The sequence below is a fragment of the Variovorax sp. DXTD-1 genome (genome assembly GCF_003984625.1).
Taxonomy (GTDB): Bacteria; Pseudomonadota; Gammaproteobacteria; order Burkholderiales; family Burkholderiaceae_C; genus Variovorax.
Genome location: NZ_RWKH01000013.1, coordinates 99,199 through 120,374 on the forward strand (window position 1 = coordinate 99,199; position 21,176 = coordinate 120,374).

The following is a 21,176-nucleotide window of genomic DNA, read 5'->3' on the forward strand; positions in this document are numbered from 1 at the left end:
GGTCAAAGGCTTTTCAGGACAGTGCAAGCGAGATGTCGTTGGTCGGAACCTTGCGGTCGAACGTGAGGTTGGCCTCGACGTGTTCCAGGTGTTCGGTCATGAGGCGCACGGCGCGCTCTTCGTCGCGGGCGGCCAGTGCCTTCACGATGTCGGCGTGCTCGTCGTTGGAGTGCTCGGCGGCGCTGGTGCTCTGGTACATGAGCGTGATGAGGGCACAGCGCGAGATCAGCTCGCCGAGTATTTGCGCCAGCACCTGGTTGCCCATGAGCTCGGCCATGCGCACGTGGAAGTCGCCCAGCAGCTCGGTGCGGCCCGAAATGTCTTCGCCCGACACGGCGGACTTTTCGAGCGCCACGTGTTCCTTCAGCGCCTTGATCTTCGCGGGCGTGACGGTGCGCACGAACTCGCGCGTCATCTCGGCCTCGAGCATTCGGCGCACCGCGAACACCTGGCGTGCCTCGTCGACCGCCGGTGCCGCCACGAAGGCACCGCGCGCGGGCTCGAGGCGAATGAGCTTGTTTTGCGACAGCTGGAACAAGGCCTGGCGCACCAGCGTGCGCGACACACCGAAGTGGTCGGCCAGCTTCTGCTCGGCCAGCTTGGTGCCGGGCTGCAGCCGGTGCTCGACGATCGCCTTGGTGAGCGCGTCGACGATCGAACGGGTGGTGGAGGACTCCATGTTTTTCATGATAGACCCAAAGCCGGTAACTGTATACACTTTTGTCCACCGGAATTTCCCGCCCCGACCGGAACCTCAAGGTTCATCATTGAAGGAGCGCCCCATGGGCCTGAGCACCCACGTACTCGACACGATGCACGGCGGCCCCGCCGCCGGCATGGAGGTGGCGCTGTACACCACCCAAGGCGACGATGCGACGCTGGTGAAGCGTTTCACGCTGAATTCGGACGGCCGCAGCGACGGGCCGCTCTACGACAACAACTCGCTCAAGGCCGGCACCTACAGGCTGGTGTTCGACGTGGCGGGTTACTTCAAGGCGCGCGGCGTGAAGCTGCCCGAGCCCAATTTCCTGAACAAGGTGTCGCTGGACTTCGGCGTGGCGCACACCGACCAGCACTACCACGTGCCGCTGCTCGTGAGCCCGTGGAGCTACTCCACGTACCGCGGCTCCTGAGGGTCAGTCGCCTTGCAGCTGCCCTTCGGTGAGCGTGTCGAGCTGGAAGCGCCCGCTCTTGTCCCACAGCCAGGTGTCGGTCCACGTGACCGCGCCGAGGCGCGTGGCCGCAGGGAAGGGCGCGGCCTGCAGCACGAAGCGTTCGATCTCGGCGATGACCTCGGGCGCGTGCTTGGGCGCGCGCATCCAGTGCAGCGACACCACCTTGCCGCCGGCATCGAGGTTGACCTGCAGCGTGCCGACCGCGTACAGCAGGGGCGGCAGCTGGCCGCTGTAGATGCGCGACCTGTTGGCTTCGTAGATGTGGCGCGCGGCATCGCGGCGGTACTCGCGCGCGGTGGCGGCATTCGACGCACGGGGCAGGGCACCCGCTCCGCCGCGATCGGTCTTGACGTCGCTCAGCTGTCCCGGAACAGTGCCGGTGCTCCCGCAGCCGGCAAGCCAGAGAGCGCAAGAAAGAACGGATGCCGCCAAGGCAAGGCGACGGGGCGTAAGCTGACGATTCATCGCCGGGTTTATACCGTGAGTCTCGTGCAACCCCGCAACCGAAGGTATCGGAAATGAACGGCATGGTCGATCAATTGCTGGCGCGCCTTGCGCGCGAAGACGCGGTGCTGGTGCGCGTCGAATCGACCCAAGGATCGGCGCCGCGCGAGGCGGGCACCTGGATGGCGGTGTGGGCCGAAGGGCTCACGGGCACCATCGGCGGCGGCCAGCTCGAGTTCCAGGCCACGCAGGAAGCGCGCGAACTGCTCGCGGGCCAGCGCGCCATCGACGGCACCCAGCGCTATCCGCTCGGCCCGAGCCTGGGCCAGTGCTGCGGCGGTGTGGTGTTTCTCTCGTACCGCCGCATCACGGCCGCCGATGCGCCCGTGTTGCAACGCGACCTGGTCGCGCAGCTCAAGCCCGTGGCGCTGTTCGGCGGCGGCCACGTGGGCGCGGCGCTCGCGCGGCTGCTGGCCACCCTGCCGTTTACCGTGCGCTGGATCGACAGCCGCGACGGCGTGTTCCCCGGGGCGCTGCCGGCGCAGATCGACACCGAGCATTCCGAGCCCGTGCAAAACGCCGTGGCCGCGCTTGCGCCGGGCAGCCGCGTGCTGATCATGAGCTTCAGCCATGCCGAAGACCTGGACATCGTCATCGCGTGCCTCAAGCGTTTGCGCACGCGCAACGACCTGCCCTACATCGGCCTGATCGGCAGCAAGACCAAGTGGGCCACCTTCAGCCATCGGCTCGAGGCGCGGGGCTTCACGCCCGAAGAACTGGCGCGCATCACCTGCCCGATCGGCGTGCCCGGCATCACCGGCAAGGAGCCGGAAGTGATTGCCGTGGCGGTGGCGGCACAGTTGTTGCAATCGCTGGGTTGAACAGGGTTTTCCCGGCGGCGACGCCTTCAAAAAAGCAAACCGCCACTTGCCAAAACTGTATACACTTTCAGTCCACAACAAGCCGCAGCGGAGCGAGGCCCATGTCATGGAGCCTGCGTTCGCGGCACTTTCTCTGCTTACAGCGCCCGCAGTGGTGAGCAGGCTGAAGAAACCCCTTGGCGGCGCCCCCACGCGCCCAAGGGGTTGAGAGAGAGCACCTCACATGGAAAGTTACTACCTCGACTGGGCCAACCTGCTGCTGCGCTGGGTCCACGTCATCACCGCGATTGCCTGGATCGGCGCCTCCTTCTACTTCGTGATGCTGGACAACAGCCTCGAGAAGCCGCAGGACCCCGAGTCGCTCGACAAGGGCGTGGGCGGCGAGCAGTGGGCCGTGCACGGCGGCGGCTTCTACAACATGCAGAAGTACGCGCTGGCGCCCAAGAAGCTGCCGGACCACCTGCACTGGTCGTACTGGGAGAGCTACAGCACATGGATCACGGGCTTTGCGCTCTTCACCATGTCGTACCTGTGGAACGCCAGCACCTACCTGATCGACAAGAGCAAGATGGACTGGCAGCCCGGCGCGGCCATCAGCGTGGCGCTGGCCTTCTTCGTCGTGTTCTGGATGGTGTACGACGGCATCTGCCAGATCTTCGGGCGCCGCAAGCACGGCGACACCATCGTGGGCGTGCTGATCGCCATCTTCATCGTCTTCGCAACCTGGCTTGCCTGCCAATGGTTTGCGGGCCGCGCGGCCTTCCTGCTGGTGGGCGCCATGATGGCCACCACGATGAGCGGCAATGTGTTCTTCTGGATCATTCCGGGCCAGCGCAAGAACGTGCAGGCACTGCGCGAAGGCCGGCCGGTCGATCCGGTGCACGGGCAGCGCGGCAAGCAGCGCAGCGTGCACAACACCTACTTCACGCTGCCGGTGCTGTTTGCCATGCTGAGCAACCACTACAGCTTTACCTACACGCACAAGTACAACTGGATCGTGCTGCTGCTCATCATGCTGGGCGGCGCGGCCATTCGCCAGTTCTTCGTGGTGCGTCATCGGTTCAAGCTCGGCAACGCGGGCAACCCGCTGCCTTACGCGCTCATCGGCATCGTGGTGCTGGGGCTCACCATCGTGTGGATGAAGCCCGAGCCGGCTGCCGCACCCGCGGCTGCCGCAGCAGCGCCCGCCGTGGCGTTCAAGGACGTGCAGAAGGTGCTCGAGCAGCGCTGCTTCATGTGCCACGGCGCGGCCACGCAAATGAAGAACGTGCGTGTCGACACGCCCGACCAGGTGGCGGCGCATGCCCAGGCCATCTACCAGCAGGTGGTGGTCACCAAGATCATGCCGATGAACAACGCAACCGGCATGACGGATGAAGAGCGCGCGCTGGTTGGCCGGTGGTTCCAGGCCGGCGCCAAGACGAACTAGGTAGAGAGACAGAAGAGATAGACCGCGGTCAAGAGAGCCGGCCGCCGTTCGCCGCACAATCGCCGGATGGAGACAAAGCAAGCCATGACCGCATCGAGCCCTTCTTTCGGCCCCACGCCCGATCCGCGCGAAGCACCGCGCGCCTTCCTCGAACATCTCTACCGCGTGGCGGTGGACCGCGCATTGCCGCTTTCCACCCTGGGTGCCCATCTGCCGAAACCGCCCAAGGGCCGCACGCTGGTGCTCGGCGCGGGCAAGGCAGGCGGCTCGATGGTGCAGGCGCTCGAAGCCCTGTGGCCGGGCGACGCGCCGCTGTCGGGCCTCGTCGTCACGCGCTACGACCACATTCCACCGCGGCCCGAAGGCGTGCCCGAGCGTATCGAACTCGTCGAAGCTGCGCACCCGGTGCCCGATGCGGCGGGGCAGCAGGCGGCGGAGCGCATCCTTGCGCTGACCCAAGGCCTTACGGCCGACGACCTGGTGCTGTGCCTCATATCGGGCGGTGGCTCGTCGCTGCTGGTGCTGCCGGCCGAAGGCCTCACGCTGGAAGACAAGCAGCGCATCAACAAGCAATTGCTCGACAGCGGCGCGCACATCGGCGAGATGAACTGCGTGCGCAAGCACCTTTCGCGCATCAAGGGCGGCCGGCTGGCCGCGGCCTGCGCGCCGGCGCGCGTGGTCACGCTCACCATCAGCGACGTGCCGGGCGACGATGCGGCCGTCATTGCGAGCGGCCCCACGGTTCCAGACGCCACCACCTGCGCCGAGGCGCTGGCCATCCTCGACCGCTACGGCATCGAGGTGCCGGCGCCGGTGCGCGCGCAACTCGAAAGCGGCGAACTCGAAACCCCGAAGCCGGGCGATGCGGTGTTCAACGGCCATGAAGTCCACATGATCGCCACGCCGCAGCAGTCGCTCGAAGCCGCGGCCAAGGCGGCGCGCGAGGCCGGCATCGAGGCGCACATCCTCAGCGACGAAATCGAAGGCGAATCGCGAGAGGTCGGCAAGATGCACGCCGCGCTCGCACGGGCCGTGGCGAACCGCGGCCAGCCCTTTGCGCGGCCGTGCGTCATTCTTTCGGGCGGCGAAACCACAGTGACCATCCGGCCGCGGCAGCCCGGGCAGGCCAAGGGCAGGGGCGGGCGTGCCGGCGAGCTTTGCATGGGCCTGGCCGGCGCGCTCATGGGCCAGCCGCAGGTGTGGGCGCTGGCGGCGGACACCGACGGTATCGACGGCGTGGAAGACAACGCGGGCGCCTTCGTCACGCCCGACACGCTGGCGCGCGCGGCCACGGCCGGCCGCAAGCTGTCGGACCACCTGGACCGCAACGATGCGTACGGCTACTTCGACGCGATCGGCGACCTCTTCGTGACCGGGCCCACGAACACCAACGTCAACGACTTTCGCGCGCTGCTGATCCTGTAGCAGCAGGAGGGGCCGGTTTCCCGGCGCCTGCGGGCTTCGCGAACTCGGGTTAATCTATGCACCCGGCGGCAAATTGCCGCCGCTGTCGCAAGCGCACCTGTCGGGTGCCGCGCCGCGCACCCCAGATTTTCCCCCTTTTTTCACCATCATCCAGTCCCGAAGGAAAAGTTCGCCATGACCGCCACCTACACCGACACCCGCCTGCTGATCGACAACGAATGGGTCGACGCCACCGGCGGCAAGACGCTGGACGTCGTGAACCCGGCCACCGGCAAGGCCATCGGCAAGGTGGCGCATGCGAGCATTGCCGACCTCGACCGTGCCCTGGCCGCCGCCCAGCGCGGCTTTGAAAAATGGCGCAACACGCCCGCCAATGAGCGCGCCGCCATCATGCGCCGCGCCGCCGGCCTGATCCGCGAACGCGCCCCTGAAATCGCCAAGCTGCTCACGCAAGAGCAGGGCAAGCCGCTGGCCGAAGCCAAGGGCGAAACGCTGGCCGCCGCCGACATCATCGAATGGTTCGCCGACGAAGGCCGCCGCGTCTACGGCCGCATCGTGCCCTCGCGCAACCTGGCTGCACAGCAACTGGTGATCAAGGAGCCGCTCGGCCCCGTCGCCGCCTTCACGCCCTGGAACTTCCCCATCAACCAGATCGTGCGCAAGCTCGGCGCCGCGCTGGCCACCGGCTGCTCGTTCCTGGTGAAGGCGCCCGAGGAAACCCCGGCATCCCCCGCCGCGCTGCTGCAGGCTTTTGTCGATGCCGGCATTCCGCCCGGCACGGTGGGCCTGGTGTTCGGCAACCCGGCCGAAATCTCGAACTACCTGATCTCGCACCCGATCATCCGCAAGGTGACCTTCACGGGCTCCACGCCCGTCGGCAAGCAGCTGGCCGCGCTGGCCGGCGCGCACATGAAGCGCGTCACCATGGAACTGGGCGGCCACGCACCGGTCATCGTCGCTGAAGACGCCGACGTCGCCCTGGCCGTCAAGGCCGCGGGCGCCGCCAAGTTCCGCAATGCAGGCCAGGTCTGCATTTCTCCCACCCGCTTCCTGGTGCACAACAGCCTGCGCGAAGAATTCGCCCGCACGCTGGTCAAGTACACCGAAGGCCTGAAGCTCGGCGACGGCCTCGCCGAAGGCACCACCCTCGGCCCGCTCGCCAACGCACGCCGCCTCACGGCCATGGCCCATGTGCTGGACGATGCGCGCAAGAAGGGCGCAACCATTGCAGCCGGCGGCGAACGCGTCGGCGACACGGGCAACTTCTTCGCCCCCACGGTGCTGACCGACGTGCCGCTCGATGCCGACGTGTTCAACAACGAGCCCTTCGGTCCCATCGCAGCGATCCGCGGTTTCGACACGCTCGAAGAAGCCATCACCGAAGCCAACCGCCTGCCGTTCGGCCTGGCCGGCTATGCGTTCACCAAGTCGATCAAGAACGCGCATCTGCTGAGCCAGCGGCTCGAACTCGGCATGCTGTGGATCAACCAGCCGGCCGCACCTTCGCCGGAAATGCCGTTCGGCGGCGTGAAGGATTCGGGCTACGGCTCCGAAGGCGGCCCCGAGGCGCTCGAGGCTTACCTGAACACCAAGGCTGTTTCGATCATGAGCATCTGAGCGGTTCGCTCAGATCGCCCAGGTTTTTTTGTAAGGCGGCATCGCTTCGGCGGTGCCGCTTTTTTTGTGCTGTCGTTGTTCAGGGCGGCGCACCCGCCGACGGGGTACCTTGCTCCGCGAATGTCCCCCGGCCTGCGGCCTCCTCCTTTATTTCGCTGCGCAAGGCACCCCGCCAGCGGGTGCGATGCAAAGAGCGGTCGTTGATCAGCGAAGCACCAGCAGCGTGCCCAAGTGCACAGGGCATCGGGTGCTCCGCGCAGCGAAATAAAGGAGGAGGGGCGCAGCCCCGGGGGACATTCGCGGAGGGGAGTACCCGGTGGCCTTTGCACAAGCCCTGAACTGCAGCACCCGGAACAGCGCCAAAAAATCACTGCCACCCATACCGCCGCGCATACCACCCCTTGACCGCCTGCGTCAGCGTCGCATACCCAGCCAGCATCACCGCCAGCCACGGAAAGTAAGCCAGCGGAAGCGCCTGCAGCCTGAAGTAGTGTGCGAACCGACCCATTGGCAGCCAGATGCCCGCTGCGGCGATGGCGGCGCCCATTGCCAGCAGCGGCCATGCGGCGCGGCTCTGCAGGAACGGGATCTTTCGCGTGCGGATCAGGTGCACGATCAGCGTCTGCGACAGCAGACCTTCGACGAACCAGCCCGACTGGAACAAGGTCTGGTGAGCAACAGTGTTGGCCGAGAACACGAACCACATCACTGCGTAGGTCAGGATGTCGAACACCGAACTCAGCGGCCCGAAGAACACCATGAACCGGCCCAGGTCTGCCGGGTTCCAGCTCTGTGGCTTGCGCAAGAATTCCGGGTCGACGTTATCGAACGGAATCGCGATCTGCGACACGTCGTACAGCAGGTTCTGCACCAGCAAGTGCAGCGGCAGCATCGGCAAGAAGGGCAAGAATGCGCTCGCCACCAGCACCGAGAACACATTGCCGAAATTCGAGCTCGCCGTGAGCTTGATGTACTTGAGCATGTTGGCGAACGTGCGGCGCCCCTCGATCACGCCCTGCTCCAGCACCATCAGGCTCTTCTCCAGCAGGATGATGTCCGCCGATTCCTTGGCCACGTCCACCGCGCCGTCCACCGAAATGCCGATGTCCGCCGCACGCAGCGCAGGCGCATCGTTGATGCCGTCGCCCATGAAGCCGACCACATGCCCGTTTGCATGCAGCGCGTGCACGATGCGCTCCTTGTGCGCCGGCGTGAGCTTGGCGAACACCTGGTGCTGCTCGACCAGCTTGCGCAACCCCGCGTCGTCCAGCGCCTCGATCTCGCGGCCGAGCACCACATGGCCGGCCTCGATGCCCACGTCGCCGCAAACCTTGCGCGCAACCAGTTCGTTGTCGCCCGTGAGCACCTTCACCGCCACGCCATGCTCGGCCAATGCTCGCAGCGCAGGCGCGGTCGATTCCTTCGGCGGATCCAGGAAAGCGACGTACCCCAGCAGCGTGAGCCCTGATTCATCGGCCACGCCGTAGGCAGGCTTGCGGGCGTCGGCTCTCAGTGCACGGCTGGCAACGGCCACCACGCGCAGCCCTTGCGCGTTCAGCTCCGATGCCACGCGGTGGATGCTCGCCAGCAAATCACTGTCGAGCGCAAGCACTTCCGCGCCGCGCTCGACCGCGGTGCACACCGAAAGAATTTCTTCCAGCGCACCCTTGCAGATCAGCAGGTGCTCGCTGCCACCGTTCTCCACCACCACCGACATGCGGCGGCGCGAAAAGTCGAACGGCACTTCGTCGATCTTGCGCCAGGCCGTCTGCAGGCGGGTCTCGGGCTGCATCTCGGCGTGGTTCAGCACGGCCTTGTCGAGCAGGTTCTTGAGACCCGTCTGATGAGAGCTGTTCAGGTAGGCCAGTTGCAGCACGCGGTTCGAGGCCTCCCCCCAGGCGTTGGTATGGCGCTCCAGCACGATGCGGTCCTGCGTCAGCGTGCCGGTCTTGTCCGTGCACAGCACGTCCATGGTGCCGAAGTTGTGAATCGCCTCGAGCCGCTTCACGATCACTTTCTGGCGCGACATCACCACCGCGCCCTTGGCCAGCGTGGCGGTCACGATCATCGGCAGCATCTCGGGCGTGAGGCCGACGGCAATGGAGAGTGCGAATAGCGCCGCCTCCCACCAGTCGCCCTTGGAGAGGCCGTTGATCACCAGCACCAGCGGCGCCATCACCAGCATGAAGCGGATCAGCACCCAGCTCACGCGGTTGATGCCGGCCTGGAACGCGCTCGTGCCCTGGTCGGCCGCGGCCACGCGCTGCGCGAGCGCGCCGAAGAAGGTGCGGTTGCCGGTGTGCACGATCAGCGCGGTGGCGGTGCCGCTGATCACGCTGGTGCCCATGAACAGAAGGTTCTCGCGCTCCAGCACGCCGGCTTCGGGGCTGCCCCGGTCGGTGGCGGGAAATTTTTCGACCGGCATGGCTTCGCCCGTCAGCGCGGACTGGCTGATGAACAGGTCCTTGGCGCCCAGCAGGCGGCAGTCGGCCGGAATCATGTCGCCGGCCGAAAGCGCGATCACGTCGCCCGGCACCAAGTCGCGCATCGGCACTTCGACGCGCGGCGCGCTCGCGGCGCCGGGGGCCGGCCGCAGCACGGTGGCGGTGTTGCTCACCATGGCCTTGAGCCGCTCGGCCGCCTTGTTGGAGCGCGACTCCTGCAGAAAGCGCAGTACTGTCGACAGCCCCACCATGCTGCCGATCACGAGCGCGGCCTTCATGTCCTCGGTCACGTACGAAACCAGCGCCAGCACCGTGAGCAGCAGGTTGAACGGATTGCGGTAGCACTGCCACAGGTGCGTCCACCACGGCAGCGGCTGCTCGTGGCGCACCTCGTTGCCGCCAAGGCGCTTGCGCAGCGCCTGTGCCTGGTCTTCGCCCAGGCCCTGGGGCGAACTGCCGAGCGCTGCGAGCAACTCGCCGGCATCGGCATGCGATGCGGCGGCCAGCGCCTTTGCAATGTCGGTCGGCATGGCGGCGGAGGCTACGCCGGCGGGCTTCGAGCCCAGCATGGTTTGCCAGCGCTCGAAGTGATGCAGCATGCGGCGGCTGCGCAGGAAGCTCTCGAAAACGGACTTCAGGACGTTCTTCATTCTTTTTTCCTTCACGGCGCGGGCCGCGAAGGGAAGAACCTCCCGCGTCAATCAGGCGTGGGAATCCCCTTGCGGCGCGATGCGCTGCAAACTGTTGTTATCGATGGGTCGGAACATGGGCGGCGCGCAGGGGCGCCAATGAGAAGCGGGGTCCATGGAAGGCCTCCTTGTTTCGTGCGTGCCGGGCTGTGCGGTGCGGCGCTTCAGCGTTGCGTGGTGCGGGAGGGTTGCTCCAGCAGCAGGAAGAAGCTGCGGATGCGCCGCGTGGTCCAGAGCGCGGCGGCGCGGTCCAGCATCTCGTTGTCGAGGTCCTGCCTGCTGGCCGCTCCGCGCGCAGGAACGTGCGCCGACGGGCGAGCGGCGTCCTGCACCGGCTGCGGGTGCTGCTGACGAGATTGGAATTGACGCATGGCAAGGCTCCTTCGCGGTGAAGGGCCTCGCGCACGGACGCACGCAAGCTGACTGAAAAAGTCAGTGACACAGAACGGCGGGATTCGGAAGGGGAGAACCGCTGGCCAGATTGGCGAACGGGTCACGCTGCGTGCACGGCGGCCGCAGCGCAAGAGAGCCTGCGCTAGAGGGCCGGATGTGTCACGCCTGCCGAGGCACGCGTCTTGTCACTGATCCAACTGGCACTGTCCACGCACGAGGCTCCGAAGTGAAGATCTTGCGATTGTTGCACTGCGTCATGAGTCGCGTCAACCCTTGGCGGCATATTCCGCGCCGCCAGCACGGTGGCTCCGGCGGTGCGGGAGCGGCCTGCTGGCTTCAGTCCGCGATGCACTGGAACAGCACGCCCGATTCGGCCGGCGCCCTGCCGAGCCACTTGGGCGTTGCATTGCGTGCGCTGCAGTAGTCGGTGGCCTGCACATAGGTAACGGCGCGCAGCACGCCGTCGCGGAACGGCACCACCTGGTTGGGAGGCGAGGAGCAGCCGGTGACGACAAGCAAGGCGAGCGGGAAAAGGAGGTGCCGGTTCATCCGGCCATTCTAAGTAAGAGAGAGTAAGAGCAGGCGCTTCGCCGCCCGGCGGCGCGGCGCACTTATTCGCACAGCGCGCGAATTTCCGGCGGAATCGGCACCGCGCGGATGCCGCCGCCCTCGCGCCTGGCCGCAAAGATGCGCACTTCCTCGCACTCGAGAATCAGCTCGCCGCCCCGCGCCACGCGGTAGGTCTGCACAAAGCTCTTGTCGCGCCACTCGGCAACGCGCACCGCAATGTGCAGCGTGTCGCCGTAGCTCGCCGCCTTGACGAAGCGCGTGTGCGTGTCGACCAGGGGCGTGCCGATCACGCCGAGCGTTCTGGTGGTTTCTTCCCAGCGCGGCACGCCGCATTCCGCAAAGAAGTGACGCGAGGCCGCATCGATCCAGCGGAAGAAGTTGGGAAACCAGACGATGCCGGCCGGGTCGCAGTCGCCGAACTCGACGCGCGCGGTGTAGGTGATTTCTTTGCTGCTGCTCATCTGTTCATTGTCGCGGTGTGCTCAGTCGGCAACGATTTTCCGTTCGCGGATCAGCGCGCCGAAGCGCTGCGAATCGGCCGCGGCGCGCTGCTGGAACTCGGCCGGCGAGCCCGGCAAGGCTTCGCCGCCCAGTGCGGCAATGCGCTCCTTCACGGCCGGCAGCGCGAGCGCGCGGTTGATCTGCGTGTTGAGCTGCGCCACCACTTCGGGCGGCGTGCCCGCCGGCGCGTAGAAGCCGAACACCGTGTCGGCGTCGAAGCCGCGCAACCCGGCCTCGTCGAGCGTGGGCACGTCGGGAAACTGCGGCGACCGGTGGGGGCTGCCCACCGCCAGCAGCCGGAGCTTGCCGGCGCGCACCTGTTGCAGGCCGATGCCTGGATCGAACGCATAGTCGATCTGCCCCGCGAGCAAATCCTGCAGCGCGGGCGCCGCGCCGCGGTAGGGCACATGCAGCGCGAAGACGCCGGCCTGGCTCTTGAACATTTCGCCCGCCAAGTGCGGCGAGCTGCCGTTGCCCGGTGAGCCGTACGAGAGCTTGCCCGGGTTGGCCTTGAGGTACGAGATGAACTCGCGCACGTTGGTGGGCGGCAGCGAAGGCTTGGCCACCAGAAAGACAAGCACGCGCGCGGCGGCGGCCACCGGTACCAGGTCCTTGGCCGGGTCGAAGCTCATGCGCGAATACAGGTGCGGGTTGACCGACACCATGCCGCCCGAACTCATGAGCAGCGTGTAGCCGTCGGCCGGCGCGCGCGCCACCGACTCGCCGCCGACGTTGCCGTTGGCACCGGCGCGGTTCTCGATGACCACGGGTTGCTTCAGCGACTCCTGCAGCGGCTGCGAAACCGCGCGCGCTATCTGGTCCGCGGCGCCGCCTGGCGGAAAGTTGACGACGACCTTGATCGGCTTGGCGGGCCATGCGCCGGGTTGCGCCTGGGCATGCGTCTGCGCATGCGTGCAGGCCAGCAGCGCGCCGGCGGCGGTCAAAAGAAGGCGGCGTCGCCAGGGAAGGGCGGAATGGGGCATGGTGTTATGTCTCCTTGGTTGTTATGAAAATCGCATCAGGCGGTGGTGGAGGGCGGCCGTTTCATCCAGCGGACAGGCTGCGCCTGCAACGGCCTTGGCGCGGCGCCGTGGCGCACCAGCGCAGCGTCGAGCGCCTTGCCGCCTTCGTCTGCCAGGGCCGCCTCGCGCGCTGAGGCAATCGCCTCCGCGCGCTTCGTTGCAGGCAAAGTCGTACGGCTCGCGAGTTCGTCGATCACGTGCAGCAGGTTGTGCTTGCCTCGCTCGTTGGTGCTGCCGTAGCCCTTGATGAGCCGCCCGCACAGGGCCACTTCCCGGCCCAGCGCCCAGGCTTCGCGCGTGCCGCTTTCCACGGCCGCGAGCCAGCGTTCGATCAGCGCCTGTTCCTCCGCAAAGCGCTGGCCTCTGCGGCGCAGCCATTTGAGCGAAGACAGAAGGCGCAGCGACGCCATGCCGAACACCGAGTGGCTGCCCACCTTGAGCGGCAGCGCCCAAGGCTCGCGGCCGCGCGCCTGGCGGGCGCGGTCCCACGCGGTCACGCGGCGCGAAAGGCCGGGCGGCAGCAGTGCGGCGAACTCGGCCGCGCCGGGCTTGAAGTGGTCGTAGACCTTCACGATGTCTTCATCGGTGGCTCGCACCTCCTGCCGCACGCGCTGCGCACGGCTTGCACGGCCCTTGAGCGCGGCCACGCGAACGATGTCGTCGAAGGCCATCCACAGCGCGAGCCAGCGCGCGGCCTCGCGGGTGACGGCAAAGCCCTGTGCACCGGCCGGGTCGGCGGCGCGCTCGGCATCGAGCACCCTGGCCAGCCGATCGGCATAGAGCGCGGCGTAGGCAGCGTCCTGGTAGTCGAGCACGCGCGCATGGCCGAGCGCGAGCATGTCGTGCACCGCCGTCGGAAAGCGCCGGGCCACGTCGTCGGGCAGCGCGCGCGCCGGTGGGGGCGCGTCGGCCGTGTCGCCGGACAGCACGCTGCTCACAAAGGCGGCCTGCGCGCGCGGCGCGCTTACCGCCTCGAAGGCGGCGGCAAAGCCGCGCAGGCTCGCCGCCGCCATCTTGTTGAGCTTTTCGGGCGCGCTGGTGTCGCCGCCGCGCACCACGTGCTCATACGCTTCACGTGGGAACGGAAAGAGGCCGCTGCCCGCAATGGCGCCGAGCATCACGGCGCTGACCACCGTGCCGGTCTCCCGCGCCACGGCGTTCATGTCGAACACATGGTGCTCGCGGCTGAAGGCCTTGACCACGTCGAGCAGGTGCTGCGCGTCGGCGCGGCCATCGCCGGGCGGCATGCGCTCGGCCGTTGTGAGGATGCGCGCCGAAGAGCTGATGACCAGCGTGCGCAGCGGCGCGCTCATGCCGTTGCCGATCTGCCGCGCGGTCTCGAGCAGTTCCGACGACACGATGGCGTCGAGCGCACCCGGCACCGGGCTCAGGCTGAACACCGGCCGCCTGCCGGCGAGCTGCGCGAGCGGCACCGGAAACACTTCGATGTAGTAGGTGGTGGCGCCGGTGCGCTGCGCGACGCCGGGAATCGAGGTGCTCTGCGCGGCATAGCCGGCGTGGCGGGCAATGTCGACCAGCCATTCGGTGAGTACACCGCCGCCTTCGCCGCCCAGGGCGCAGACGAGAAGGGTGATGGGCCGGTTCTTTTCCATGGCGTATCTCATGCGGGTTGCAGTGCACGCACCACCGCACCGCGTAGGCCGTGCAGCAGGCGTTCGTGCCATTTCGGGTTCTGCACCACCTCGGCCCGATAGAAGCTGGGGCACAGCGTGGCCGCGTGCGCGTTCTCCCCGCACAGGCCGCAGCCCACGCAGCCGTCGATCACGGTAGCCACCGGGTCGACCTTGAGCGGATCGGGGTTGTCCTTGAGCGTGAGAGTGGGGCAGCCCGAAAGGCGGATGCATGCGTGGTCGCCGTTGCACACGTCTTCGTCGACGCCGTATTTCACTCGCACCACGCGCTTGCCTTTTTTGAGCAGGCTTGCAATCCAGGGCTTGATGCGGCGCTGGCGCTCCAGCTGGCACTCGCCCTCGGCAATCACCACCTTCAGGCCGTTGAAGTCGCTGGTGAGCGCCTCCGTCAGCGTCTTGCGCATGCGCTCCACGTCGTAGGTGGTCACGGTGCGCATCCACTTCACGCCCAGGCCCGTCAACGTGGCTTCGATGGTCTGGTTCTTGTCGACCAGGCTCTGCTGCTTGTCGACCGCACGTTCCTTCATCTCTTCGTCGGGCGTGGAGATGATGTCCTGCGTGCCCGTCGCGGAGGTGTAGCCGTTCTTGAAGATCAGCAGCACCGCATCGTCGCCGTTGAAGAGCGCGCTCTGCACCCCGGTGAGCAGGCCGTTGTGCCAGAACCCGCCGTCGCCCATGATCGACAGCGTGCGGCGGTTCATCATCGGCGCCACGCCCGCGCGGCTTGCCAGGCTCATGCCGTAGCCGAGGATCGAATGCCCCATCGAGAACGGTTCGAAGGTGCCGAAGGCATGGCAACCGATGTCGGCCGCAATGTGCACGGGACCCGTCTGCTGCTGGGCAAGCTTCAGGGCCGAGAACACCGGACGCTCCGGGCAGCCGACGCAAAAGCTCGGCGGCCGGTTGGGCAGCGGCGTGGAGAGCTGGCGCGCCACGGCCTCGCGCCGCTCGCGGTTGCCGGCCAGCCAAGCCGCGGCGGACGAAGAGGCTTCGCCCGGCCCGATGTATTTGGCCGCGAACACGCCGATGCCGCCCGCGAGCACTTCCACCCCGTATTCACCCGCCGACGGCAGCATGTCCTTGCCGTGCAGCGGCGTCTGGATGTCGCGCCGGCGCAGCAGGGTGGCGATGTCTTGCTCGATGTATTCGGGCTGGCCTTCTTCCACCACCAGCACCGCGCGCTTGCCCACGCAGAAGTCGGCCACCTGCTCGGGCACCAGCGGGTAGGTCACGTTGAGCACCAGGATCGGGATGTCCGTCTCGCCGAAGGCGTCGGCCAGGCCCTGCTGCTGCAGGCTGCGGATCAGCGCGTTGTACAGCCCGCCCTGCACCACGATGCCGAGGTCCGCATGGCGCCCGCCCGGAACGAGTTCGTTGAGCCCGTGCGCCACGATGTAGCGCCGCGCCGCCGGAATCCGCTCATCGCCCTTGAGCTTTTCGTGGCGAAAGGTGACGGGCGGGTGCGCCAGCCGCATGTAGTCGAAACCCGCGGGTTCCGTCATCAGCGCCCGGGTCGAGACGGCGGGCGCGATGTTGTCCTTGCATTCGAAGCTGCCGCGCACGTGGCAGGTGCGGATGCGCAGCTCCATGAGGCAGGGCATGTTCGATGCTTCCGAGAGGCGGAAGCCGTGTTCGACCATGCGCACCATCTGGCCGAGGTCGGGCCGCGGATCGAGCAGGCACATGCTCGATTTGAGCGCGTAGGCATGCGTGCGCTCCTGGATCACGCTCGCGCCTTCGCCGTAGTCCTCGCCCACCACCACCAGCACGCCGCCCGTCACGCCGGGCGACGAGAGATTGGAAAGCGCATCGGCCGCCACGTTGGTGCCGACGATGGACTTCCATGTCACGGCGCCGCGCAGCGGGTAGTGGATGGATGCGCCGAGCATCGCGGCCGCGGAGGCTTCGTTGGAGCAGGCCTCCACGTGCACGCCCAGCTCGTCCATGTATGTCTTGGCCTGCACCATCACGTCAAGCAGGTGCGAAACCGGCGCGCCCTGGTAGCCGCCGACATAGGCCACGCCCGATTGCAGCAGGCCTTTGGTGATCGCGAGAATGCCCTCGCCGTGGAATGTGTCGCCGGCGCCCAGGCGCAGCGATTGCACTTCCTTGCTGAATGAAACTTCCAAGAGATTCGGCTCCGTTGGGTTGATGTGGGTTGAAGGGTTCAAGGCGAAGGCACGCGTCCCCCGCGCCGCGCTTGCGCCGGCGTTGCGCTGCGGTATCGGTGGCTACTTGCCGGGCGGCTTGGCGGGTGCGCCGGGAAAGCGCGCCACGTAGTAGGCAAGGGTGTCCAGGTCCTCCGGCGGGATGCCGCTCACGGCTTCGGTCATCGCCTGCGTGTAGCCGGGCCGCTTGCCGGTGCGAAAGCCGTGCAGCGTCATCTGCAGGTAGTCCTCGCGCTGCTGCGCGATGCGCGGCACCTGCTGCCCGCCGCTCAGGTCGGCGCCGTGGCAGATCACGCAGCGGTGCGTTTGCGCCAGCGCCTGCCCGCGCGCCATGCGGGCGGCATCGGGCGGCGCGGCAGCGGGCGGCGCGGGCACGGCCGGCAGTGTGGCGATGAACTCCGAGAATCCGCGCAGGTCTTCGTCCTTCATGGTCTTTGCCACCGCCGTCATCGCGGGGTTGTCGCGCCGGCCTTCGCGAAACAGGAACAGCTGCGTGATGGCATAGAACGAATGCTGGCCCGCGAGCACCGGTGTTCCCGCCATGTCGCTGCGCCCGTTGGCACCGTGGCACGAGGCGCACACCGCCGCATAGCGCTGCGCATAGGTGCCCTGCGCGGCCTGCGTGGCTTGGGCACTGGCGGAAGGCGCAGCCGAAGCGAGGAGCGTCATGGCCATGGCTGCGACTGCCTGCATGAAAGCCGCAAGAACGACACCCCTGCTCATCGGCCGCCGTAGCTGATGCGGTAGATCGCGCCCGCGTGGTCGTCGCTCACGAGCATGGAGCCGTCCTTCAGCACCAGGAAGTCCACCGGCCGGCCCAGGTAGTTGTTGTTCTCGACAAAGCCCGTCATGAACGGCTCGACCTTCGCGCCGCCCTTGCCGTCCGGCCAAGCCACGGCAATGTCGGCGTACTTGACGGTGCGGTTCCACGGACCATGGCGTGCGATGAACATGGCGCCGCGGTACTTGGTCGGGAACATCTTTCCCTTGTAGAAGGCGAGGCCCAGCCCGGCCGCATGCGGGCCGAGCAGCGCGGCGGGCTTGGTGTATTCGCCGCAGTTCTTGCCCCAGCCGAACTCGGGGTCGGCAATGTTGCCCTGGTGGCAGTACGGGTAGCCGAAGTGCTGGTTGGGCGCCGTCACCACGTTCAGTTCGTCGTTCGGCAGATCTTCGCTGAGCCAGTCCCGCCCGTTCTCCGTGAACCAGAGATTGCCCGTCTTCGGGTCGAAGTCGAAGCCCACCGTATTGCGCACGCCGCGGGCCACCGTCTCGATGCCGCTGCCGTCCAGGTTCATGCGAAAGATGCGCGCATGCGCCTCGTCCGGGTCGCAGATGTTGCAGGGCGCACCGATCGCGTAGTAGAGCTTGTCGTTGTGCACCCGCAGGTAGCGCCAGCTGTGGTCCTGTCCGCCGGGCAGCTTGTCGTTGAGTACCACTGGCGTGCCGGCGTTGTCGAGCTTGTCCTCGATGCCGTCGTAGCGAACGATCTGCTTGTGCGTGGCAAGGTACAGCGCGCCCTTGTGATATTCGATGCCGGTGGCGAATTCGGTCTTGTCGACGATGGTCTTCGGCTTGCGGTCGCCCTTCTCGGCGATGGCATACACCTTGTTGCCCACGAAGAGCGTGCTCACGAACACCGTGCCCTTGTCCCCCTGGCGCAGCGACCGTGCATCCAGCACGCCCGAGGCCCAGGTCTCCACCTTGAAGCCCGGCGGCAGCTTGAACTTGGCGGTGGGCAACTGGTCGGCCGCAGTGGGAATGGGGAAGGAAGGCACCGGCGCCATGCGCGTGGCCGCCTCGGTCTTGGGACGCCCCTTGGCCCAGCCCGGCTCTTCGGCCGGAGGCTGCTGGGCCCATGCGGCGGTGGTGGCAATGCAAAGCAGGGCGGCAATTGCCGCATGCGGACGCAGTCTGGCCATGTCTTGTCTCCTTCTCGTGGGTGGGCTCTTCGTGTTCGCCGAACGTCGGATCGACCGGCAACGGCGGCCAGTGTGCGAGCCCTGCGCCGGGTCTTCAATAAAATAATCGAGCTAAGTAATATGCATGTCATGCATATACAAACGATAGACCTCAACCTCCTGCGCCTGTTCGATGCGGTCTATCGCGCGCGCAGCGTGAGCCGCGCCGCCGAAGAGCTGGGCCTCACGCAGCCCGCCGCGAGCCACGGCCTCGGCCGCCTGCGCCTGCTGCTGAAAGACGCGCTCTTCACGCGTGCGCCCGGCGGGGTTGCGCCTACGCCCCGCGCCGATCGGCTGGCCGTTGCGGTGCAGGCTGCGCTCAATACACTGGAAGAAGCACTCCAGGAGCCCGGCCGCTTCGACCCGCAGGCCTCGCGCAAGACCTTTCGCATTCACATGAGCGACATCGGCGAAGGCCGCTTTCTGCCTTCGCTCATGGCGCGGCTTGGCGAGCTGGCGCCCGGCCTGCGCGTGGAGACCCTGCCGCTGGCGCCCACTGAAATAGCGCCCGCGCTCGACAGCGGCCGCATCGACTTTGCCTTCGGCTTCTTGCCCAAGGTGCGCGACACGCAGCGCAAGCACCTGCTGAAAGACCGCTATATCGTGCTGCTGCGCAAAGGCCATCCGTTTGCACGCGGGCGGCGCAACAGCCAGGCGCTCATCGAGGCGCTGCAAACGCTCGAATACGTGGCTGTGCGCACGCATGCGGAAACGCTGCGCATATTGCAGTTGCTCAACCTGGAAGAGCGGGTACGGCTCACCACCGAGCACTTCATGGTGCTGCCCGCCATCGTTCGCGCCACCGACCTTGCGGTGGTGATGCCGCGCAACATTGCGCGCGGGTTTGCAGAAGAGGGCGGCTACGCCATCGTGGAGCCGGCCTTTCCGCTGCGCGACTTCACGGTGTCGCTGCATTGGAGCAAGCGCTTCGAGGCCGATCCGGCCAACCGGTGGCTGCGGCAGGTGATCGAGGGGCTGTTTTCGGACGGCGTTTGACGAGAAACGGTGCCCCAGCACGAGATGGTCCGGGAAGGGCCCGTCTGGCCCAGGAATTGCTCACTGGCTCAAGGGTTTCCCCGTAGCTTGCATACCAGCCCCCACATACGCAATATGGGCGCTGCGGTATGTACCCGGCGGCGCAAGCCGCTAACGTCAACGCTTGGCCGAAACGAGCCGCCCACGAGCACGAAGAGCATGAGCACCGAGAGCAGCAACAAGATCCAACCCATCCGGTTTTTCCACCGCGGAAAAACCGTCGACGTCAGCGGCGTCCACCCCACGCGCTCCGTGCTCGACTGGCTGCGCGAGGACGCGCACTGCACAGGCACCAAGGAAGGCTGCAACGAAGGCGACTGCGGCGCCTGCACCGTGGTGATCGGCGAGCTGGCCGAGGCCGGCGGCCTCAAGCTGCAAACGGTCAACGCCTGCATCCAGTTCTTGCCCACCTTGCATGGCAAGGCACTCTTCACGGTCGAAGACCTGAAGGACCAGTGCCAGGCCCATGCGGCCGGTGAGACCGAAGTGCAGGCGCAGGACAAGCGCCCGCATCCCGTGCACCGCCTGCACCCGGTGCAGCAGGCCATGGTCGATTGCCACGGCTCGCAGTGCGGCTTTTGCACCCCGGGGTTCGTGATGTCGCTGTGGTCCACCTACGAGCATCACCAAGCCGAGGGCACGCTGCCCACGCGGCAGCAGCTGGCCGACGATCTTTCGGGCAACCTGTGCCGCTGCACCGGCTACCGGCCGATTCTCGATGCCGGCCAGCGCATGTTCGACCTGCCGTCGATGCGGCTCGATGCGCAGCCGGTGGTGGCCGCGCTCGCAGCCCTGCAAGGGAATTTGCAGCAAGAGGGCCTCGACTACGCCGCGCCGCTCGGCGCCCGCATCGACCGCTTTCATGCACCCAGAACGCTCGCGCAGCTGGCGGCACTGCGCGTGCAGAAGCCGGGTGCGCAGCTGCTCTCGGGCTCCACCGACGTCGGCCTGTGGGTCAACAAGCAGTTTCGCGACCTGGGCGACATCATCTACGTGGGCGACGTGGCTGAAATGAAGATCGTCGAGGCCCGTGCCGAGGAGCTCTACATCGGTGCCGGCGCATCGCTCGAATCCGCATTCGAAGCCCTGGTGCAGCGCGTGCCCAGCCTGCAGGACGTGTGGCTGCGCTTTGCGTCGCCGCCCATCCGCCATGCCGGCACCATGGGCGGCAACGTGGCCAATGGTTCGCCCATCGGCGATTCGCCGCCGGTGCTGATGTCGCTCGACGCAGAGATCGAGCTGCGCCGCGGCGACGTGGTGCGCCGCATGCCGCTGCCCGATTTCTATATCGACTACATGAAGAACCAGCTGCAGCCCGGCGAGTTCGTGCAGGGGCTGGCGGTTCCGCTCGCGGCCATGCGCCGCCAGGTGCGCGCCTACAAGATCAGCAAGCGCTTCGACTGCGACATCTCCGCGCTGTGCGCCGGCTTTGCGGTGGAGCTGGAAGAGGGCGACGACACGGTAAAGGCCGTGCGCCTGGCTTTCGGCGGCATGGCCGCCACCGTGAAACGGGCCGCCCAGGCCGAGGCCGCGCTCGTGGGCAAGCCCTGGACGCAAGCCAGCGTGAACGCCGCCAAGCTTGCGCTCGCGCAAGACTTCAAGCCGCTGTCGGACATGCGCGCATCGGCCGACTACCGGCTGCAGGTGGCGCAGAACCTCATCCAGCGCCTCTGGCTCGAAACCCGCGCCGACGACGCACTCTCGCTCGAAGAGACCAGCGTCTGGAGCGTGATGCCCCATGCCTCGGCCAAGGCCGCGGCGGAAGGAGTCTGA

At 67.1% G+C, this 21,176-nt stretch carries 18 protein-coding genes; 7 read left to right on the plus strand and 11 right to left on the minus strand.

Going from position 1 to position 21,176, the window contains the following annotated elements; genetic code table 11:
• Positions 1–13: 13 nt before the first annotated feature.
• Positions 14–679, minus strand: a complete 666-nt coding sequence (locus tag EJI00_RS14185; protein WP_225612662.1) for a GntR family transcriptional regulator — start codon at positions 677–679, stop codon at positions 14–16.
• A 103-nt stretch (positions 680–782) separates the two neighbouring features.
• Here EJI00_RS14185 and uraH point away from each other — a divergent pair, with 103 nt between their 5' ends.
• Positions 783–1,133 (plus strand): hydroxyisourate hydrolase, encoded by a 351-nt coding sequence (gene uraH, locus EJI00_RS14190; RefSeq protein ID WP_126748146.1) that lies wholly within the window; start codon positions 783–785, stop codon positions 1,131–1,133.
• 3 nt (positions 1,134–1,136) lie between these two features.
• On the opposite strand, the gene EJI00_RS14195 is transcribed toward uraH, so the two are convergent.
• Positions 1,137–1,640: a hypothetical protein gene (locus EJI00_RS14195; RefSeq protein ID WP_185868137.1), complete on the minus strand. Its 504-nt coding sequence runs from the start codon at positions 1,638–1,640 to the stop codon at positions 1,137–1,139.
• 53 nt (positions 1,641–1,693) lie between these two features.
• Between EJI00_RS14195 and xdhC the strand changes: the two genes are divergently transcribed.
• The 4 genes from xdhC to EJI00_RS14215 all read left to right on the plus strand — a co-directional run bounded on the left by xdhC (position 1,694) and on the right by EJI00_RS14215 (position 6,971).
• Positions 1,694–2,500 carry a xanthine dehydrogenase accessory protein XdhC gene (gene xdhC / locus EJI00_RS14200; RefSeq protein ID WP_126748148.1) on the plus strand — a complete coding sequence of 269 codons (807 nt, stop codon included), beginning with the start codon at positions 1,694–1,696 and terminating at the stop codon, positions 2,498–2,500.
• 223 nt (positions 2,501–2,723) lie between these two features.
• Entirely contained in the window at positions 2,724–3,929 is a 1,206-nt protein-coding gene (locus tag EJI00_RS14205) for a urate hydroxylase PuuD (protein WP_126748149.1), read from the plus strand.
• A gap of 84 nt (positions 3,930–4,013) precedes the next feature.
• Positions 4,014–5,354, plus strand: a complete 1,341-nt coding sequence (locus EJI00_RS14210; RefSeq protein ID WP_126748150.1) for a glycerate kinase — start codon at positions 4,014–4,016, stop codon at positions 5,352–5,354.
• A 174-nt stretch (positions 5,355–5,528) separates the two neighbouring features.
• Complete coding sequence (locus EJI00_RS14215; RefSeq protein WP_126748151.1) at positions 5,529–6,971, plus strand: NAD-dependent succinate-semialdehyde dehydrogenase; 1,443 nt, start codon at positions 5,529–5,531, stop codon at positions 6,969–6,971.
• Between the two features lie 367 nt (positions 6,972–7,338).
• Here EJI00_RS14215 and mgtA read toward each other — a convergent pair whose 3' ends face one another.
• From mgtA to EJI00_RS14260, 9 genes are all read right to left on the minus strand, one after another.
• Positions 7,339–10,065 (minus strand): magnesium-translocating P-type ATPase, encoded by a 2,727-nt coding sequence (mgtA, locus tag EJI00_RS14220; protein WP_126748152.1) that lies wholly within the window; start codon positions 10,063–10,065, stop codon positions 7,339–7,341.
• Between the two features lie 203 nt (positions 10,066–10,268).
• Positions 10,269–10,475 carry a hypothetical protein gene (locus tag EJI00_RS14225; RefSeq protein ID WP_126748153.1) on the minus strand — a complete coding sequence of 69 codons (207 nt, stop codon included), beginning with the start codon at positions 10,473–10,475 and terminating at the stop codon, positions 10,269–10,271.
• A gap of 358 nt (positions 10,476–10,833) precedes the next feature.
• Positions 10,834–11,046, minus strand: a complete 213-nt coding sequence (locus EJI00_RS14230; protein WP_126748154.1) for a hypothetical protein — start codon at positions 11,044–11,046, stop codon at positions 10,834–10,836.
• Positions 11,047–11,108: 62 nt separating this feature from the next.
• Entirely contained in the window at positions 11,109–11,528 is a 420-nt protein-coding gene (locus EJI00_RS14235; RefSeq protein WP_126748155.1) for an acyl-CoA thioesterase, read from the minus strand.
• A gap of 21 nt (positions 11,529–11,549) precedes the next feature.
• Positions 11,550–12,551: a Bug family tripartite tricarboxylate transporter substrate binding protein gene (locus EJI00_RS14240; protein WP_126748156.1), complete on the minus strand. Its 1,002-nt coding sequence runs from the start codon at positions 12,549–12,551 to the stop codon at positions 11,550–11,552.
• Between the two features lie 35 nt (positions 12,552–12,586).
• A complete protein-coding gene (locus EJI00_RS14245) occupies positions 12,587–14,203 on the minus strand; it encodes an indolepyruvate oxidoreductase subunit beta family protein (protein WP_126748157.1) in 1,617 nt (538 codons plus the stop codon).
• Between the two features lie 8 nt (positions 14,204–14,211).
• Positions 14,212–16,371 (minus strand): indolepyruvate ferredoxin oxidoreductase subunit alpha, encoded by a 2,160-nt coding sequence (locus tag EJI00_RS14250; RefSeq protein ID WP_126748158.1) that lies wholly within the window; start codon positions 16,369–16,371, stop codon positions 14,212–14,214.
• Between the two features lie 102 nt (positions 16,372–16,473).
• The gene (locus EJI00_RS14255) at positions 16,474–17,085 is read right to left on the minus strand and encodes a c-type cytochrome (RefSeq protein ID WP_185868138.1); all 612 of its coding nucleotides are present in this window, start codon (positions 17,083–17,085) and stop codon (positions 16,474–16,476) included.
• A 44-nt stretch (positions 17,086–17,129) separates the two neighbouring features.
• Positions 17,130–18,329 carry a sorbosone dehydrogenase family protein gene (locus EJI00_RS14260; RefSeq protein ID WP_185868139.1) on the minus strand — a complete coding sequence of 400 codons (1,200 nt, stop codon included), beginning with the start codon at positions 18,327–18,329 and terminating at the stop codon, positions 17,130–17,132.
• A gap of 129 nt (positions 18,330–18,458) precedes the next feature.
• Here EJI00_RS14260 and EJI00_RS14265 point away from each other — a divergent pair, with 129 nt between their 5' ends.
• A complete protein-coding gene (locus EJI00_RS14265) occupies positions 18,459–19,364 on the plus strand; it encodes a LysR family transcriptional regulator (protein WP_409514023.1) in 906 nt (301 codons plus the stop codon).
• 198 nt (positions 19,365–19,562) lie between these two features.
• Positions 19,563–21,176 (plus strand): xanthine dehydrogenase small subunit, encoded by a 1,614-nt coding sequence (xdhA, locus tag EJI00_RS14270; protein WP_126748161.1) that lies wholly within the window; start codon positions 19,563–19,565, stop codon positions 21,174–21,176.

Excerpts from the sequence above, each read along its gene's own strand:
- EJI00_RS14215 (WP_126748151.1), top strand. The coding sequence starts at position 5,529 with ATGACCGCCACCTACACCGACACCCGCCTGCTGATCGACAACGAATGG.
- EJI00_RS14195 (WP_185868137.1), bottom strand. The coding sequence starts at position 1,640 with ATGAATCGTCAGCTTACGCCCCGTCGCCTTGCCTTGGCGGCATCCGTT.
- EJI00_RS14205 (WP_126748149.1), top strand. The coding sequence starts at position 2,724 with ATGGAAAGTTACTACCTCGACTGGGCCAACCTGCTGCTGCGCTGGGTC.
- EJI00_RS14235 (WP_126748155.1), bottom strand. The coding sequence starts at position 11,528 with ATGAGCAGCAGCAAAGAAATCACCTACACCGCGCGCGTCGAGTTCGGC.
- mgtA (WP_126748152.1), bottom strand. The coding sequence starts at position 10,065 with ATGAAGAACGTCCTGAAGTCCGTTTTCGAGAGCTTCCTGCGCAGCCGC.
- xdhC (WP_126748148.1), top strand. The coding sequence starts at position 1,694 with ATGAACGGCATGGTCGATCAATTGCTGGCGCGCCTTGCGCGCGAAGAC.
- EJI00_RS14245 (WP_126748157.1), bottom strand. The coding sequence starts at position 14,203 with ATGGAAAAGAACCGGCCCATCACCCTTCTCGTCTGCGCCCTGGGCGGC.
- EJI00_RS14210 (WP_126748150.1), top strand. The coding sequence starts at position 4,014 with ATGACCGCATCGAGCCCTTCTTTCGGCCCCACGCCCGATCCGCGCGAA.
- EJI00_RS14240 (WP_126748156.1), bottom strand. The coding sequence starts at position 12,551 with ATGCCCCATTCCGCCCTTCCCTGGCGACGCCGCCTTCTTTTGACCGCC.
- EJI00_RS14265 (WP_409514023.1), top strand. The coding sequence starts at position 18,459 with ATGCATATACAAACGATAGACCTCAACCTCCTGCGCCTGTTCGATGCG.
- EJI00_RS14230 (WP_126748154.1), bottom strand. The coding sequence starts at position 11,046 with ATGAACCGGCACCTCCTTTTCCCGCTCGCCTTGCTTGTCGTCACCGGC.
- EJI00_RS14260 (WP_185868139.1), bottom strand. The coding sequence starts at position 18,329 with ATGGCCAGACTGCGTCCGCATGCGGCAATTGCCGCCCTGCTTTGCATT.
- uraH (WP_126748146.1), top strand. The coding sequence starts at position 783 with ATGGGCCTGAGCACCCACGTACTCGACACGATGCACGGCGGCCCCGCC.
- EJI00_RS14185 (WP_225612662.1), bottom strand. The coding sequence starts at position 679 with ATGGAGTCCTCCACCACCCGTTCGATCGTCGACGCGCTCACCAAGGCG.
- EJI00_RS14225 (WP_126748153.1), bottom strand. The coding sequence starts at position 10,475 with ATGCGTCAATTCCAATCTCGTCAGCAGCACCCGCAGCCGGTGCAGGAC.
- EJI00_RS14255 (WP_185868138.1), bottom strand. The coding sequence starts at position 17,085 with ATGGCCATGACGCTCCTCGCTTCGGCTGCGCCTTCCGCCAGTGCCCAA.
- xdhA (WP_126748161.1), top strand. The coding sequence starts at position 19,563 with ATGAGCACCGAGAGCAGCAACAAGATCCAACCCATCCGGTTTTTCCAC.